The sequence below is a fragment of the Altererythrobacter sp. MTPC7 genome (genome assembly GCF_042851395.1).
In the GTDB taxonomy this organism is placed as follows: Bacteria; Pseudomonadota; Alphaproteobacteria; order Sphingomonadales; family Sphingomonadaceae; genus CAJXSN01.
The window spans coordinates 1-14,197 of the sequence record NZ_BTGS01000016.1; the positions used below are offsets into that span (position 1 = coordinate 1).

A 14,197-nucleotide genomic window follows, 5' to 3' on the forward strand; every position below is an offset into this window, starting at 1 on the left:
GACGTGTCGACCTATCCGGCACTGTTCACGGAACTGGCGCGGCGCGGCTATTCGCAAGGCGATCTCGAGAAAATATCCATGCGCAACATGATGCGTGTCATGCGCCAAGCCGAAAGCGTGGCGGCAGCGTCCATAGGCCAGACGCCGTTCGAATATCCCGCTGGCGAGGAGCGGTAGCGCCTAGTCCGATTTGCAGGGGTCGTGGCCCCAGTTCATCAGGCTGTATCGCCAGTTGCTGTCCGCGATATCGCCCGACGGTTTTTGCGCAGTGTGCCGGTGAACATAGCCGATGACCTTGTACATGTGGCTCCACTGGCTATCGGTCAGGTCATCCTTGTTCGTGCGCTTTATCTCGACGATCCGGCGACCGGATTTGTGACCAGTGCTTTCGCCTGAAACGGTGTCGCCGACCGATTTCGATTCATCGGTCTCGAGCCACTCTTCGAGCTCCTTGGGCTGCATGTTCAGGCAGTCGTAGAACTCGTCATAGGTTTCGTCGCGTGACCGGTCCGACATCAGTCGTCCCCGTCGGCCGTATCGGGCAGGCCCGAGCGATCGGTGGAAGCCATGTCTTCCAGCTCGCTCTCGCTCATGCTGTCATACATGTCTTTCGACGCGCCCTGCAGGTCCGATACCTTCTGCTCGCCGCGCTTGGCGGCGAGCGCTGCGCCCGCCGCCTGTTGCTGTGCCTTGCTGTTGGCCTTGGCCATCTCAGGTATCCTGCGCGGAAAGTTCGGAGCCGCGCTTCAGCACCTTGTCGCCATCTTCCTGCTTGATCAGGTAGGCCGGGTTGTCCTCGTCACCGTCCTTCGTGACTTCGGAACCCTGCAGGGTGCGGGTGACCTCACGCTCGAAGCGTTCCTCGATCTGGCCCTTGCCCTCGCCATTGCCCCAGTCCCACTTCACGTACTGGTTGGTCTGAAAGCTGTTGGAATTGCTCATCATCGATCTCCTCTATTGGAAGATCAATTCGCAGACCCTTATTCGGGTTCCACCGTCTCCGTGGCATCCGGCGATGTCTCGACATCGTTGGCGATCGTATCGACGTCGCCCGTGCCCGTGTCCTCGATCGTGGCGGCATCGTCGCTGACGATGCTGTCCGTACCGTCGCCGCTATCGCCTGCATTGATGTTACCGGTAGCGGTAATCTCGCTCTCGGCATCGCCTTGCGACAGGGCCCCAGTGATCCAGATGATCGACATGAAGGCGATGGCCAGGATAAGGCCGATGCCCAGAACCCAGCGTACGACGCCTTCCTTGCTGCCGCCGCTTGCTTCCGTCTCGTCGACGTGCACTTCCCCGTTTTGTCTATCCATTTTTATGTCCTACCCGTCGTAGATATTGCTTGTCGTTTGTTAAACGCGATCCTGCTGACGCGGTTCCGGTCAGTCCCGCAGCAGCTCGTTGATACCGGTCTTGGCGCGGGTCTGCTCGTCCACCGTCTTGACGATCACGGCGCAGGCGAGGGCGGGCCCGCCCTTCTCCGAAGGCAATGTGCCCGGCACGACCACGGAATAGGGCGGGATGTGTCCGCGAATGACCTCGCCCGTGTCACGGTAAACGATCTTGGTCGACTGGGTGATGAAGGTCCCCATCGCCACCACCGCGCCTTCGCCCACGACCACGCCTTCCACGATTTCCGAACGCGCGCCGATGAAGCAGTTGTCGCCGATGATCGTCGGATTGGCCTGCAACGGTTCCAGCACGCCGCCGATTCCCGCACCGGCAGAGATGTGGCAGTTCGCACCGACCTGCGCGCAGGAGCCGACGCTGGCCCAGGTGTCGATCATCGTGCCGTCACCGACATAGGCGCCGATATTGGTGAAACTGGGCATCAGGACCACGCCCTTGCCGATATGGCTGCCCCTGCGCACGATGGCACCGGGAACGACGCGGAAGCCGGCGGACCGGAACGCCGCATCGTCCCATCCTTCGAACTTGCTCGGCACCTTGTCGAAAGCCGGTGCCCCGACCGCGCCTTCCATCACGCCGTTGTCGCGCAGGCGGAACGATAGCAGGACCGCCTTCTTCAACCACTGGTTGACGGTCCAGCCCCCTTTGCCGTCAGGCTCTGCCACGCGTGCTTTGCCGCTATCGATGAGGCCGATCGCCTCCTCGACTGCCTTGCCGACCGTTTCGTCCCCGGCCTTCAGATCGTCGCGATTGTCCCAGGCGGTTTCGATCGTGCTGGCCAAGGTGTCGGTCATTTCGGCAATCCTGTTTTCGAGGGGTGGCGCGGCCGGGTGGCCGCATATCGCCCTGCTGCTAGCCACGCGGCCGCGGACCTGCAAGACACACCTGACCGTACGCTGCGCCCTGCAGGCTTCAGTATCGCCGGGAAAAGCGTTAAGGAAGTTGTCAACGGTAGTCTGCGAAGGTGTTGGCATGAGAGGAAAAAGCCCGTCACCAGCGGCGACCCTTCGCGGGACGAACCGTCGCACACGACTGCTTCGCATCCTGTTTCTCGGCTGCGCGAGCGCTGCGTTGGCAGCATGCGGAGGAGGGGGCGGGGGAAGCTCCATCAGGACGCCGGCACCTCCGCCATCGCCGGCGCCCGCACCCCCGCCATCGCCAGCGCCTGCGCCGCCCCCGACCGATTTCGACACCGCCGAGGTCGCCCGTTCCGACGGGCCGCAGCAGCATGATGCGATTTCCGTCTGGGAAGCCGGCACGACCGGGGAAGGCGAACGGATCGCCATCATCGATACCGGCATCGATCTCGACAATCCCGAATTTGCCGGACGCATTGACTCGCGCTCGACCTATGTCGCAGGAACCGGCGACGCCCAGGAAGTCGATGATCACGGCACCCATGTCGCACTGGTGGCCGCCGGCGCTTTCAACCAGCGCGGCGTGGTCGGCATCGCGTTCGATTCCCAGATCCTGGCCCTGCGTGCGGACAGGCCGGGAACCTGCAATGACAGCAGCGATGCCTCGCTGGATGGCTGCCGGTTCGCCGATGCCGACCTCGCCAACGCGGTCGACCGTGCGCGCAACGCCAATGCGACCGTTATCAATCTGAGCCTTGGTGGCAGCAATCCGGGTCAGCGCCTGCGCGATGCCGTGTCGCGCGCTGCTGCGGACGGGATCGTGATCGTCGTTTCCGCCGGAAACGACGGCGGATCGAGCGAGCCGGGCATCGATCCGGCCAATCCGGACCGCTTCGCAACCGGCCTGCTGGAGGTTGGCGGAGACAACGTCATCATCGTCGGTTCGGTGGACGAGAACAACAATTTCTCCGACTTCAGCAATGCAGCGGGTGATTTTGCCGGTTCGTTCATCGCGGCGCGCGGTGAGGAGATTTGCTGCATCTACGAAAACGGCGAACTGCGGAGGACGACACGCGATGGCCTGAGCTTCGTGACCGTCTTTTCCGGCACCAGTTTCGCCGCGCCGCAGGTGTCGGGCGCGGTGGCCCTGCTGGCCCAGGCATTCCCCAACCTGACCGGGGCCGAGATTGTCGAGATCATTCTCGAAAGCGCCCGCGATGCCGGGGCTGCGGGTTCCGACAGCATTTACGGGCAAGGCATTCTGGACATCGGGGCGGCGTTCGCCCCCATCGGCACCACCCGGATGGCCGGGAGCGCGACGAGCCTGCAATTGGCCGACGACGCCGCCATTGGCTCTGGCGCAATGGGCGACGCGCTGGGAGCGACTACGCTCGATACTATCGTGCTGGACAAATACGACCGCGCGTTCGGGTTCAAGCTCGGGTCGCGCCTTCGCGGAGCCTCGCCCGAACCGCTGCTGCACGGTGTCGTCGGCAGCAATGGGAGGCGAGTGGCCGCAGGAAGCGACAGGATGTCACTGGCCTTTACCGTTGGCGCGGCAGGATCGGCAGGCGACGGGACGGCGCTGCAGCCCCTCAGGTTGACGCAGACGCAGGCCGATGGCGCGCGCGTGCTGGCCGGGCGCCTGTCGCTGGCCGTGGCCGACGGAACGCGGGTCGGCCTTGGCTTCGGCGAACGCGGCGAAGCGCTCGCGGCAAATCTGCAGGGGCGCGAACGGCCCGCTTTCCTGATTGCACAGGATACCGGCAGCGACACCGGTTTCGCCCGCACGGGGAAGATGTCGCTTGCGGTGCGTCACGAACTTGGACCGGTCGGCATGACCGTTGGTGTTTCGTCGGGAGACGCCATCCTCGGCGCAGCGCGGCGCGGTGCGGACGTTGCATCGCGCAGGTTCGAGCGGTTCGGCACGCAGGGCGTGTCGCTGTCTCTCGATCACCGGACAGGGCCGTTGACAGCGGTCCTGGGCGCCAGCCTCTTGGGCGAAGACCGAACGATCCTGGGTGGATACTGGCATGATGCCTTTGGCGTGTCCGGGGCGGATACGCTTTTCCTGGATGGCGCGCTCGGGCTGGACGCAGGGGATGGTTGGCGCATCGGCTCGGCGTTCAGGCAGGGGATCACCCGACCGAGAGGCGGAGGCCTGCTGGCACCGGGTGCCACGATCAGCAGCAATGCGTTTTCCCTGGATGTGGCGAAAAGCGATGCCTTCACGAAAGGCGACGCCATCGCACTGCGTTTTTCGCAGCCGCTGAGGGTCACGGGTGGCGGGCTCGACCTGATCCTGCCCGTCGCCTACGATTACGCGGCGGAGAGCGCGGTCTACAACGTGGAGCGGCTGTCACTCGCTCCGGCAGGGCGAGAAATGACGGGCGAACTCAGCTGGACGGGAAGCGTCCTTGGCGGGGCGTTCATCAGCAGCATCTATCTTCGCAGTCAGCCCGGGCATTACGCCGACGCGCCTGACGATGCCGGGTTGGTGCTGCGCTGGAACCGGCAGTTTTAGCGCAGCACCGTAGTAATTCGGCAATCAGTCCAGCCCGGCCTGTTTCGCAAAGGCGTAGGCGTTCTGGACAAGGGGCGTCACCCGCTCGCTCATCTGCTTGGCATGGGCGCTGCTCGCCGTGCCGTCGATGACGCGTTTCTTGATGCCCTGGATGATGCCTGCGAGCCGGAACAAATTATAGGCGAAATACCATTCCATCGGCGGAACCGGGAAGCCCGTGCGCTCGACATAGCGGCCGACCGCCTCGTCGACCGACGGAATGCCGAGCCCCTCGATATCGAGCCCGCCAAGCCCGGCGCGCCCGTCGGCAGGGTTGTACCAGTTCAGCATGAGGTAGCTGAAGTCCGCGACCGGGTCGCCCAGTGTGGACAATTCCCAGTCCAGCACCGCAATGACACGGTTCTCGTCAGGGGCGAAGATCATGTTGTCGAGCCGGTAGTCGCCGTGGACGATGCCGCTGGCATGCTGCGGGGGGATCGTTTCGGGCAGCCATTCGATCAGCCGGTCCATTTCCGGAATGGTTTCCGTTTTCGACAGCTTGTACTGTTTCGACCAGCGGGCGATCTGCCGGGCGCAGTAGTCTTCCGACTTGCCGAAATCGCCGAGGCCGATTTCCTCCGGCTTCTTCAGGTGGAGATCCGCCATCGTGTCGATCATCGCGAAGTAGATTTCGCGCCGCTCTTCCGGCGTCTGCTTCGGCAGGGCACCGTTCCATAGCGAACGCCCGTCGGCGAGGCTCATCACGAAGAACTTGGAGCCGAGCACGTCCGGATCCTCGCACAAGCCGAAGGTTCGCGGAACGGGGAAACCGGTCGGGTACAGCCCTGTCATCGCCTGATATTCGCGGTCGACCGCATGGGCGGATGGCAGCAGCTTGCCGAAGGGCTGGCGCCGCAGCACGTAGGATGCGCCCGGCGTGTCGATGCGATACGTGGGGTTGGACTGGCCGCCCTTGAACTTGGTGTAGCTGATGGGGCCTTCATACCCCTCCACGTTCTGTTCGAACCAGGCGGTCAGGGCGTCCATGTCCAGCCGGTCGCGGTCCTCGACCTCGACCGTGCCGACCATCTCCTTTTCGTAGTCGATCGCGTTGTCCTGTTCCCCGGCCATCAGTCGAACACCACCACGCTGCGCGCGCTCGTGCCTTCGCGCATCTTGTCGAAGCCGGCATTGATGTCTTCCAGCTTGATCCGCTCGGCAATGATGGTGTCGAGATCGAGCAGGCCGCGCATGTAGAAATCGACGAGGCGCGGCAGGTCGACCGGGAAGTGGTTCATTCCCATGATCGCGCCCATCAGTTTTTTCCCGCCCAGCAGGTCCATCGCGCCGAGGCCGACCTTGCAGTCCAGCGGCATCATGCCGAGGATGATGGCCGTGCCGCCGCGCCGCAGCGACGCGACCGCGAGGTCTGCGCTTGCCTGACGGCCGACAGCCTCGATCCCCCAGTGGACACCGCCGCCGGTCAGGGCGACGATCTGCTTGGCAGCATCGTCGGCCAGCGCATCGACCGTGTGGGTCGCGCCCAGCACCTTCGCCAGTTCGCGCTTTTCCTCCAGCGGATCGGCGGCGATGACCATGCCTGCCCCGGCAATCTTTGCAGCGTTGATCGCGGCAAGGCCGACACCGCCGCAGCCCACGACCAGCACGGTCTCGCCCGGCGTTACGGCAGCCGCATTGAAGATCGTGCCGGCACCCGTCGTCACCGCGCAGCCGATGACGGCGGCACGGTCCAGCGGCATGTCCTTGTCGATGGCGACGCAGGCATTCTCGTGGATCAGCATCTGCTCGCTGAAAGCGGACAGGTTCAGCATCTGGGCCACGGGTTCGACCCCGCCGGAACCGTCGGCGCGGGTAATGCGCGAAGGTTCGCCCTTGCCCCGGCGGGTGTTGGCGCCGAGACACAGTGCCATGCGGCCGGTGACGCAGAATTCGCACTGGCCGCAGAACGCACTGAGGCAGGAAACGACGTGGTCGCCCGGCTTGACCGTGCTGACCTCGCTGCCGACCGCGCGGACCACGCCCGCTGCCTCGTGCCCGGGAATGGCGGGCAGGGCATGGGGATAGGACCCGTCGATGAAGTGCAGGTCCGAATGGCACAGGCCGCAGGCCTTGGTGTCGATCAGCACTTCGTGGGGACGGGGATCGGCGAGCTCCACCTCGCCGATCACCAGTCCCTCACCCGGTTTTTCCAGGATTGCTGCCTTTACCATCAGCGTGTCGCCCCTACGTCGCCGCTCGACATCGCACCTGCGCTGCCCGCACTGGCAGCATGGGCATTGCCGCCGCGAAGGGCATTGGCGGTTTCGCTTTCCTGCGGCACGTGCTTGCCGAATTCCATGCGCGCGATGGAGCGGGCGTGGACTTCGTCCGGGCCGTCGGCAAGGCGCAGCGTGCGCTGGTGGGCATAGGCGTTGGCAAGGCCGTAATCGTTCGACACGCCGCCGCCGCCATGGGCCTGGATGGCATCGTCGATGATCCGCAGGGCCATGTTCGGTGCCTGCACCTTGATCATGGCGATTTCCTGCTTGGCCGACTTGTTGCCGACTTTGTCCATCATGTCGGCGGCTTTCAGGCAGAGGAGGCGGGTCATGTCGATGTCGATGCGGGCACGCGCGACGCGCTCTTCCCAGACCGAGTGCTTGTAGATCGGCTTGCCGAACGCCTCGCGCTCCTGCAGCCGCTTGCACATCTTCTCCAGCGCTTCCTCGGCAACGCCGATCGTGCGCATGCAGTGGTGGATGCGGCCCGGCCCGAGGCGCCCTTGCGCGATCTCGAAGCCGCGCCCCTCGCCCAGCAGCATGTTGGTCGCAGGGACGCGCACATCCTTCAGCTCGACTTCCATGTGGCCGTGCGGCGCATCGTCATAGCCGAAGACGGGCAGGTGCCGGATGACATTCACCCCTTCGGCATCGGTCGGCATCAGGATCATCGACTGCTGGGCGTGGCGACCCGCATTGGGATCGGTCTTGCCCATGACGATCGCGACCTTGCAGCGCGGGTCGCCGAGGCCGCTGGACCACCATTTACGGCCATTGATGACGTATTCGTCGCCATCGCGTTCGATCCGGGTCTCGATGTTCGTTGCGTCGGAGGACGCGGTGAACGGCTCGGTCATCAGGAAGGCGGAGCGGATCTCGCCATTCATCAGCGGGGTCAGCCACTGGTCCTTCTGTTCACGCGTGCCGTAGCGGTGGAACACCTCCATATTGCCGGTGTCGGGCGCGGAGCAGTTGAAGACTTCGGAGGCGAAACCGATGCGGCCCATTTCCTCGGCGCACATGGCATATTCGAGATTGGTGAGGCCCGGACCTTCGAATTCGTAGGTCTCTTCGACGTGGTGGTGACCGTCATTGCGCGGCGGCATGAACAGGTTCCAGATGCCCTGCGCCTTGGCCTTTTCCTTCAGTTCCTCGACCACCGGGATGACTTTCCACCGGTCGCCTTCGGCGTCCTGTTCGAGATAGGTCGGCACGGCCGGGCGAACGTGGGATTCAATGAAATCCTTCACGCGGTCGCGCCAGTGGCGCTGGCGGTCTGTGGGTTCGAAATCCATGGGAAAGCATCCTTCTTTGTGAGTCGTTTTATCGTTCGTGTGGAGCGACCGTGGCAGAGCCGTGCGGTCGCGCCAAGGCGTGAATTCAGGGGTTCATGGCGTTATCGCATGTCCATCGGGGTCGGCGCGGACCGCCTGGTCCAGTGGTGGGGGCTGGGCTGCCGGATCGGATGTGGAGCGCCCGCTTTCGCGCGCAGCGATCCGCGCTTCGTGGTCTGCTCGGCTGATCGGGAAACGCGCCAGCCAGAATGCGGCGAGAAGGCCGAGGGCAACCCCGGCGGCGAGATAGATCAGGGCAAGTTTGCCGACCGCGTCGGCGGCAACTGCGTCCTGCGGCGTGCCCTGTTCGATGCCGAGCGACTGGATGATCAGGCTGGTTACCAAGGATGCCGACGCCGGTGGCGCATTTCTGCACCAGCCAGTTGCCGGAATAGAAAGTCGCCTCTGCCCGCTTGCCGGTCCGCTCTTCATGCGCCTCGACGATTTCCGCGACCATCGAAGTGGCCGAGATGATGCTGACGATGGAGCCGGTATTGGCCACCACCAGCATCGCGAGAAGCGGCGCGGTGGAAGCGGTCGTCCCGGTTTCCGGCCAGGCCCCCAGCAGAAACGCGACATAGGGCGAGAAATAGAAGACAAGCGAGACAATCGCCCCCATCGCTGCGGACCGCGGCTTGCCGAACCGGCGATGGAGCGGGCCGACGATGGCGAACATGATGAAAACGGATACCGCCAGCACCGCCGGATAGATCTGGAAAGCCGTCTCGTCGAACTTCCAGATGTAGTTGTTCACGTACTGGGTGACGGAGAAATTCATCCCCTGCGCCACGTAAGCGGCCAGACCGCCTGCGGCGAAGATCAGGAAGGCTTTTTCACGGAAGGCGTCGCCGATTTCGGAGAAAGCGCCGGAGAGCGAGAACGCTTCGGGCCGGGAAGGAGGGTATCCGGCAACATAGCGGTGCTGGCCGGCGGCGGAGCCTGCGACCGACAGGAAGATAAGCGCCGCGCCGAATATGCCCATCGTCGCATAGCCTTCCGGCTCCAGCTGGGATTGGGGCGTCGGCAGGAAGACCGTAAAGGCCAGGACCATCATGACCATCCCGCCCAGCCATCCGGACAGGAAGCGGAAGCGGAACAGCGTCGTTCGCTCGTCGTAATCGTCGGTGATTTCAGGGACCAGGCTGATCGAGGGAACCTCGCAGGCCGAAAGGAGCAGCCTTACCCCGACCGCGAGCGCAACGATTTCCCAGAATGTCGGCGTGCCGGTGACGGGCGGCGACCACATCAGGACCCACATGAGCGCCAGCGGGATCGGTGCTAGATACAGCCACGGGAGGCGGCGGCCCCAGCGTGTGTAGGTCCGGTCCGACAGGTGTCCGATCATCGGATCGACGAAGGCATCGATGATGAGCGCGGTCGCCAGTGCAGCGCCGACCAGCCACGCTTCGACTCCCAGGACAAGATTGTAATAGGGCAGGAGGAAGAAGCTGAAGCCCAGGTCCTTCACCCCGAACGCGATCGCACCTGACCCGTGGATCAGCTTCAGCCGCAGGGGAAGCGGGTGCGGAATCCGTGACGCCGCACCGCTCATCTGCATTCCGCAGAAGGCCGCACAAGGGGCGCGACTCCGCCTCGTTTCAAGCTCTCTCCCATGCCTTTAAGCGTAGGCAAGTTAACGCGTCCGTCAACGCGCGAATGCCTTACGCTACGGCACGGCAGGCCTGCAGCATCGCGGAGAATTATCGCCCAAGCCTGCCCTTGCAGCGGGACGCCCAATGCGCTTAACGCTTACGTTAAAGAGAGGGCGATCCGCGCCCCGTTTCCATCCCCCGCGCCGCAAATGGCGACATATTGCGCAAGTATCACTGGAGAGAGTTCATGTCCGACCTGGAAGCGTTCCGCAGCGAAACCCGAGACTGGCTGGAGGCGAACTGCCCCGCCGAAATGCGCGAGCCTGTCCGCGACGACCAGGATGTCTACTGGGGCGGCCGCAAGGCGACATTCAAGTCCGACGCGCAGAAAGCCTGGTTCGATGCCTGCGTGGAAAAAGGCTATACGGTTCCCGCCTGGCCGAAGGAATATGGCGGTGCTGGCCTGAGCCCGACAGAAGCCAAGGTGCTGCGGGAGGAAATGGGCCGCATCAATGCCCGGCCGCCGCTCAGCAGTTTCGGCATCTGGATGCTCGGCCCGGCGCTGCTGCAATTCGGCACCGAAGGTCAGAAGAAGCGCTTCCTCAACGAGATCGCCCGCGGCGAAATCCGCTGGTGCCAGGGCTATAGCGAGCCGGGCAGTGGATCCGATCTCGTGTCCATGCAGACCTTCGGCGAGGACAAGGGCGACCACTGGGTCGTCAACGGCCAGAAGATCTGGACCTCCTATGCCGATGAAGCGGACTGGATCTTCTGCCTCGTCCGCACGGACAAGGAAAACAAGTACCAGGGCATCACCTTCATGCTGTTCGACATGGCCAGCGAGGGCGTGTCGACGAAGCCCATCCTGCTGATCAGCGGCAACAGCCCGTTCTGCGAAACCTTCTTCGACGATGTGAAGGTCCCCAAGTCCTATGGCGAGGATTGCCCCGGCTATGTCGGCGAAATCAATCGCGGCTGGGACGTGGCGAAATACCTGCTGGGTCACGAACGCGAGATGATTTCCGGCGCAGGCGGCGGTGGCCACACCAGCACGATCGGTGCCGCGATGATGCGCCGGGCGAACAAGGATGGCGCCCCGCTCGATCCGGTACTGCGCGCGGAACTGGCGATGTTCGATGTCGACGCGCTGGCCTATGCCGCAATGGGCGAGAAATTCCTCGACGAGATCAAGGTCGGCAAGGCGCATCCCGCCCAGCCAAACATGATGAAATATGTCGGGACCGAACTGAACAAGCGTCGCCACGAGCTGATGATGTCGGCGGGCGGCAGCACGGCGCTGGAATGGGACAGCGAGGAAACCAGCGGCGGCAAGCCGGCTCGCAACTGGCTGCGTACGAAGGCAAACTCGATCGAGGGCGGAACCAGCGAGGTCATGCTGAACGTGATTTCCAAGCGTATCCTCGAACTGCCGGGGGCTTGAGCCACGCCATCATGCTGCCGGTCCATGCACCGGCGGATGTCTGAGAATTTTTGGCGCGGGGGGTGGCAGACCCCTCGCGAGCGGAGAGAACGATGCCACTTTACCACGACGACGATCAGGCCATGCTGGCCGACAGTGCCAGCCAGTTCATGGCCGAAGAAGGCGCGATCAAGAAACAGCTGCGCCACTGGCGGGACCGCGATTGCAAGGATGGCTTCGGCCACGGCTTGTGGAAGCAGTTCGGCGAAATGGGTTTTACCGGCATCCTTGTGGATGAGGACGATGGCGGGCTGGGTATGGGCCATGTCGAGGCCGGCATCGTGCTGGAGGAAATCGGCCGGAACCTGACGCCGTCGCCGTTCCTCTTCAGCTCGGTCCTCGCTGCCACGGCGCTGAAACATGGCGGTTCGGACGTGAAGGGTCGGTATCTGCCCGGCCTGGTCGCCGGCGAAAGCGTGTTCGCCGTCGCGATCGACGAGGGCGCGAAGCACAACCCCGATCACATTGCCTGCAAGGCGGAGAAGTCGGGCAACGGCTTCAAGCTGTCGGGCAAGAAGGACTACGTCGTCTATGGCGGCAGCGCCGACATGCTGGTGGTCGCAGCGCGCACTTCCGGCGGGGACGCGGACCAGGACGGCATCACCCTGTTCGCCGTGCCGAAGGACGCGGCAGGCATGAACCACGAGGCCGTGCGCCTCGTCGACAGCTCCATGGCCACCCACACGACTTTCGACGGTGTCGAGCTGGATGGCGATGCGGTGATCGGCGAAGTCGATGGCGGACGTGAAATCCTGAACGCGATGCTGGATGCGGGCCGTGCCGGCTCCGCTGCGGAAGGCTGCGGGGTAGCACGCGGGGCGTTCGACATGACGGTCGACTACCTGAAGCAGCGCAAGCAGTTCGGCCAGCTGATCGGGGAATTCCAGGCCCTGCAGCACCGGGCCAGCCACCTGTATTCCGAAGTCGAGATCGCACGGGCCGTGACGATCAAGGCGCAGCAATTGCTGGACGGCGCGTCCGAAAATGCATCGCTGATGGTGTCGGTGGCAAAGGCGAAGGTTGCCAAGGCTGCCGGTCTCTCGGTCAAGGAAGGCGTCCAGATGCATGGCGGCATCGGCATGACCGACGAATACGACATCGGCCTTTACATGAAGCGCGACCGCGCATTGCAGGAATTCCTGGGCGACCAGTATTTCCACGCCAACCGCGTCGCGCAGCTCAGCGGTTATTGAGGGAGACGATCCGATGATGAAATTGAACGAACTGTTCGGGCTGGAAGGCAAGATCGCGCTGGTTACCGGCGGCAGCCGCGGAATCGGCAAGATGATCGTGGAAGGCCTGCTCGAGGCCGGCTGTGCGAAAGTCTACATCGTCGCCCGCAAGAAGGAGCAGGTCGACGAAACCAGCGCGGAACTGGGCGAGAAGGTCATCGGCCTGACCGGCGACCTGTCGCAGATGGACGGTATCAAGGCGCTGGCGGACGACCTCGCAAGCCGCGAGGACAAGCTTGACCTGCTGGTCAACAATGCGGGCGCTGCCTGGGGCGAGCCTTTCGAGGATTTCACCGAAGCGGGCTGGGACCGCACGATGGACCTCAATGTGAAGACCCCGTTCTTCCTGACGCAGAAGCTGCTTCCCCTGCTGAAGGCCGCCGGCACGAAGGATCGCCCGGCCAAGGTTCTGATGATCGCCAGCATCGACGGGATGAAGAGCAATCCGTGGCCGACCTACCCCTACCAGGCATCGAAAGCGGGCCTTATCCACCTGACGCGGCGGATGGCTGCCGAACTGGTCGGACACAACATCATCGTCAACGGCATCGGCCCCGGCGCATTCCCCAGCGCCATGAACCGTGCCGCGCGCGACAATGCCGACATGGTGGAAAAAGGCATCCCCTCGCGCCGGGTCGGTGTGACGGAAGACATGGCGGCAGGCGCAATCTACCTCCTCAGCCGCGCTGGCGACTATGTCGTCGGCACGACCATTCCCATCGATGGCGGCGTGGTGAACGCCAATATCGGTGCAGGTAACTTCGTGGATCCCTCGGGCGACTGACGCCCGGGGTTCCCCCTTTCGGCTAAATTCTTATTCGGTCAGTTCGCGCACGAACGGGATCAGTCCCGTCTGGCGTGTGCGGCGCATGCGCTCCGCGTGCAGGATTTCGCTGACCTTGTGGAAGCAGTCGTCAAGATCGTCATTGATGACGACGTAGTCGTATTCGGCCCAGTGGCTGATTTCGGCCTTGGCGCGTTCCATCCGCGCATCGATGATGTCCGGTGCGTCGGTTCCGCGCCCTTCCAGCCGCTCGCGCAGGGCCGCGATACTGGGCGGCAGGATGAACACGCTGACCGTGTCCTGCTGGTCCTTCTGGTAAAGTTGCTGCGTGCCCTGCCAGTCGATGTCGAACAGGAAATCCTGCCCTTCCTTCAGCGCGTTGCGGATATGCCCCTTCGGCGTGCCGTACCGGTTGCCGAAGACGTGCGCCCATTCGTAGAAGTCGTCGTCATCCACCATCCGGTCGAATTCGGCATCGGGCACGAAATGATAATGCACACCGTCCACCTCGCCTTCGCGCGGGGCACGGGTGGTGGCACTGACGGAAAGCTTGATCTCGTTATCCGCGGTCAGGAGTTTGCGCGCAATCGTCGTTTTCCCGGCGCCCGAGGGAGACGACAGGATGAACATCAGGCCCCGGCGATGGAGCGTGTCGGACTGCGAGTCTGGAATGCCGTTTGCCTTGGTCATGGTGGCTCTTGCCCCCACGCGCGCAGGGAAATC

At 63.7% G+C, this 14,197-nt stretch carries 15 protein-coding genes; 5 read left to right on the top strand and 10 right to left on the bottom strand.

Going from position 1 to position 14,197, the window contains the following annotated elements:
- Positions 1-3 precede the first annotated feature (3 nt).
- Positions 4-177, top strand: a complete 174-nt coding sequence (locus ACGHJ7_RS12810) for a membrane dipeptidase (RefSeq protein ID WP_390478488.1) — start codon at positions 4-6, stop codon at positions 175-177.
- A 3-nt stretch (positions 178-180) separates the two neighbouring features.
- Here the strand turns inward: ACGHJ7_RS12810 and ACGHJ7_RS12815 are convergent, their stop codons facing one another.
- The 5 genes from ACGHJ7_RS12815 to dapD all read right to left on the bottom strand — a co-directional run bounded on the left by ACGHJ7_RS12815 (position 181) and on the right by dapD (position 2,207).
- Positions 181-516 carry a DUF3140 domain-containing protein gene (locus tag ACGHJ7_RS12815; RefSeq protein WP_390478346.1) on the bottom strand — a complete coding sequence of 112 codons (336 nt, stop codon included), beginning with the start codon at positions 514-516 and terminating at the stop codon, positions 181-183.
- Positions 516-710, bottom strand: a complete 195-nt coding sequence (locus tag ACGHJ7_RS12820) for a DUF3008 family protein (RefSeq protein WP_390478348.1) — start codon at positions 708-710, stop codon at positions 516-518. Before ACGHJ7_RS12820 ends, ACGHJ7_RS12815 begins: the two co-directional genes overlap by 1 nt.
- 1 nt (position 711) lies before the next feature.
- Complete coding sequence (locus ACGHJ7_RS12825; protein WP_390478491.1) at positions 712-942, bottom strand: DUF2945 domain-containing protein; 231 nt, start codon at positions 940-942, stop codon at positions 712-714.
- 38 nt (positions 943-980) lie between these two features.
- Positions 981-1,316, bottom strand: coding sequence for a hypothetical protein (locus ACGHJ7_RS12830; RefSeq protein ID WP_390478351.1), 336 nt, complete (start codon positions 1,314-1,316; stop codon positions 981-983).
- Between the two features lie 69 nt (positions 1,317-1,385).
- Complete coding sequence (gene dapD / locus ACGHJ7_RS12835; RefSeq protein ID WP_390478354.1) at positions 1,386-2,207, bottom strand: 2,3,4,5-tetrahydropyridine-2,6-dicarboxylate N-succinyltransferase; 822 nt, start codon at positions 2,205-2,207, stop codon at positions 1,386-1,388.
- Positions 2,208-2,385: 178 nt separating this feature from the next.
- Here dapD and ACGHJ7_RS12840 point away from each other — a divergent pair, with 178 nt between their 5' ends.
- On the top strand, positions 2,386-4,794 hold the full coding sequence (locus ACGHJ7_RS12840; protein ID WP_390478357.1) for a S8 family peptidase: 2,409 nt from the start codon (positions 2,386-2,388) through the stop codon (positions 4,792-4,794).
- A 24-nt stretch (positions 4,795-4,818) separates the two neighbouring features.
- On the opposite strand, the gene ACGHJ7_RS12845 is transcribed toward ACGHJ7_RS12840, so the two are convergent.
- From ACGHJ7_RS12845 to ACGHJ7_RS12860, 4 genes are all read right to left on the bottom strand, one after another.
- A complete protein-coding gene (locus ACGHJ7_RS12845) occupies positions 4,819-5,904 on the bottom strand; it encodes a phosphotransferase family protein (RefSeq protein ID WP_390478360.1) in 1,086 nt (361 codons plus the stop codon).
- Positions 5,904-7,004, bottom strand: a complete 1,101-nt coding sequence (locus tag ACGHJ7_RS12850; RefSeq protein WP_390478363.1) for a Zn-dependent alcohol dehydrogenase — start codon at positions 7,002-7,004, stop codon at positions 5,904-5,906. Before ACGHJ7_RS12850 ends, ACGHJ7_RS12845 begins: the two co-directional genes overlap by 1 nt.
- Positions 7,004-8,347 carry an acyl-CoA dehydrogenase family protein gene (locus ACGHJ7_RS12855; RefSeq protein ID WP_390478365.1) on the bottom strand — a complete coding sequence of 448 codons (1,344 nt, stop codon included), beginning with the start codon at positions 8,345-8,347 and terminating at the stop codon, positions 7,004-7,006. Before ACGHJ7_RS12855 ends, ACGHJ7_RS12850 begins: the two co-directional genes overlap by 1 nt.
- 85 nt (positions 8,348-8,432) lie before the next feature.
- A complete protein-coding gene (locus ACGHJ7_RS12860) occupies positions 8,433-9,938 on the bottom strand; it encodes an MFS transporter (protein WP_390478368.1) in 1,506 nt (501 codons plus the stop codon).
- A gap of 287 nt (positions 9,939-10,225) precedes the next feature.
- On the opposite strand from ACGHJ7_RS12860, the gene ACGHJ7_RS12865 reads away from it, so the two are divergent.
- The 3 genes from ACGHJ7_RS12865 to ACGHJ7_RS12875 all read left to right on the top strand — a co-directional run bounded on the left by ACGHJ7_RS12865 (position 10,226) and on the right by ACGHJ7_RS12875 (position 13,474).
- Positions 10,226-11,419 carry an acyl-CoA dehydrogenase family protein gene (locus tag ACGHJ7_RS12865; RefSeq protein WP_390478371.1) on the top strand — a complete coding sequence of 398 codons (1,194 nt, stop codon included), beginning with the start codon at positions 10,226-10,228 and terminating at the stop codon, positions 11,417-11,419.
- A 92-nt stretch (positions 11,420-11,511) separates the two neighbouring features.
- Positions 11,512-12,651 carry an acyl-CoA dehydrogenase family protein gene (locus tag ACGHJ7_RS12870; RefSeq protein WP_390478374.1) on the top strand — a complete coding sequence of 380 codons (1,140 nt, stop codon included), beginning with the start codon at positions 11,512-11,514 and terminating at the stop codon, positions 12,649-12,651.
- 16 nt (positions 12,652-12,667) lie between these two features.
- Positions 12,668-13,474, top strand: coding sequence for an SDR family NAD(P)-dependent oxidoreductase (locus tag ACGHJ7_RS12875; protein ID WP_390478493.1), 807 nt, complete (start codon positions 12,668-12,670; stop codon positions 13,472-13,474).
- 30 nt (positions 13,475-13,504) lie between these two features.
- On the opposite strand, the gene gmk is transcribed toward ACGHJ7_RS12875, so the two are convergent.
- The gene (gene gmk / locus ACGHJ7_RS12880) at positions 13,505-14,164 is read right to left on the bottom strand and encodes a guanylate kinase (protein WP_390478377.1); all 660 of its coding nucleotides are present in this window, start codon (positions 14,162-14,164) and stop codon (positions 13,505-13,507) included.
- Positions 14,165-14,197 lie beyond the last annotated feature (33 nt).

Bases quoted from the DNA above. Each gene is read 5' to 3' on its own strand.
- ACGHJ7_RS12815 (WP_390478346.1), bottom strand. From the start codon at position 516: ATGTCGGACCGGTCACGCGACGAAACCTATGACGAGTTCTACGACTGC.
- ACGHJ7_RS12820 (WP_390478348.1), bottom strand. From the start codon at position 710: ATGGCCAAGGCCAACAGCAAGGCACAGCAACAGGCGGCGGGCGCAGCG.
- ACGHJ7_RS12825 (WP_390478491.1), bottom strand. From the start codon at position 942: ATGAGCAATTCCAACAGCTTTCAGACCAACCAGTACGTGAAGTGGGAC.
- ACGHJ7_RS12830 (WP_390478351.1), bottom strand. From the start codon at position 1,316: ATGGATAGACAAAACGGGGAAGTGCACGTCGACGAGACGGAAGCAAGC.
- dapD (WP_390478354.1), bottom strand. From the start codon at position 2,207: ATGACCGACACCTTGGCCAGCACGATCGAAACCGCCTGGGACAATCGC.
- ACGHJ7_RS12840 (WP_390478357.1), top strand. From the start codon at position 2,386: ATGAGAGGAAAAAGCCCGTCACCAGCGGCGACCCTTCGCGGGACGAAC.
- ACGHJ7_RS12845 (WP_390478360.1), bottom strand. From the start codon at position 5,904: ATGGCCGGGGAACAGGACAACGCGATCGACTACGAAAAGGAGATGGTC.
- ACGHJ7_RS12850 (WP_390478363.1), bottom strand. From the start codon at position 7,004: ATGGTAAAGGCAGCAATCCTGGAAAAACCGGGTGAGGGACTGGTGATC.
- ACGHJ7_RS12855 (WP_390478365.1), bottom strand. From the start codon at position 8,347: ATGGATTTCGAACCCACAGACCGCCAGCGCCACTGGCGCGACCGCGTG.
- ACGHJ7_RS12860 (WP_390478368.1), bottom strand. From the start codon at position 9,938: ATGAGCGGTGCGGCGTCACGGATTCCGCACCCGCTTCCCCTGCGGCTG.
- ACGHJ7_RS12865 (WP_390478371.1), top strand. From the start codon at position 10,226: ATGTCCGACCTGGAAGCGTTCCGCAGCGAAACCCGAGACTGGCTGGAG.
- ACGHJ7_RS12870 (WP_390478374.1), top strand. From the start codon at position 11,512: ATGCCACTTTACCACGACGACGATCAGGCCATGCTGGCCGACAGTGCC.
- ACGHJ7_RS12875 (WP_390478493.1), top strand. From the start codon at position 12,668: ATGAAATTGAACGAACTGTTCGGGCTGGAAGGCAAGATCGCGCTGGTT.
- gmk (WP_390478377.1), bottom strand. From the start codon at position 14,164: ATGACCAAGGCAAACGGCATTCCAGACTCGCAGTCCGACACGCTCCAT.